Consider the following 671-nt stretch of genomic DNA (forward strand, 5'->3'; position numbering starts at 1 on the left):
TGCCAGGTGCCGCGCAGCCCGGTGGCGCCGAGGGTGCGGCCGGCCCGCAGGTAGAGCGGGGGTACCTGGTCGACGCCTGAGACCAGTCCGTTGGCGATCGAGGGGACCGCGCCGAGCAGGATCACGGCGTACATCATCGAGTCGTTCAGCCCGAGCCACAGGACGGCGGGCGGCACCCACGCCACCGACGGCAGCGACTGGAGCCCGGAGAGGATCGGGCCGATGGCCGCGCGGACGAACTTCACGCGGGCGACCAGCAGGCCCAGGGGGGTGCCGATCGCGAGAGCCATCAGGAAGCCGAGCAGGCCGCGCGAGACGCTGGTCCAGATGTACTCAAGGAGCGTGCCCTGGAGCCAGGCCTCGCTGACCTCGTCCCAGACCGCGGACGGCGCCGGCAGCTTGTAGCTGTCGGTGACCTTCGCCCAGACCAGGACCTGCCAGACCACCAGCACCAGCGCCACGGCGACGATCGGGGGGAAGATCTTCTCCACGAAGGTCCTGCGGAACGGGGCCCGCCCGGTCTGGACGGTCTCCAGCGCGTCCAGGCCCGCTTCGAGTCCGGCGAGATCGTTGCCGTCCTTGACGGCTTTCGTCTCAGTGCTGGCCATGGCGGCGGATCTCCCCACGCAGTTGTTCGGTGATCTCGACGGACAGTTCCGCGACGGCGGAGT

1 protein-coding gene is annotated in these 671 nt (G+C 70.2%); it reads right to left on the reverse strand.

The window, feature by feature from the left end:
- Positions 1–608, reverse strand: a 608-nt coding sequence (locus O3Q52_RS53835; RefSeq protein ID WP_269655645.1) for an ABC transporter permease, incomplete at its 3' end; no start/stop codon positions are given.
- Positions 609–671 lie beyond the last annotated feature (63 nt).

This window comes from Streptomyces sp. ActVer, assembly GCF_027270795.1.
Lineage (GTDB): Bacteria > Actinomycetota > Actinomycetes > Streptomycetales > Streptomycetaceae > Streptomyces > Streptomyces umbrinus_A.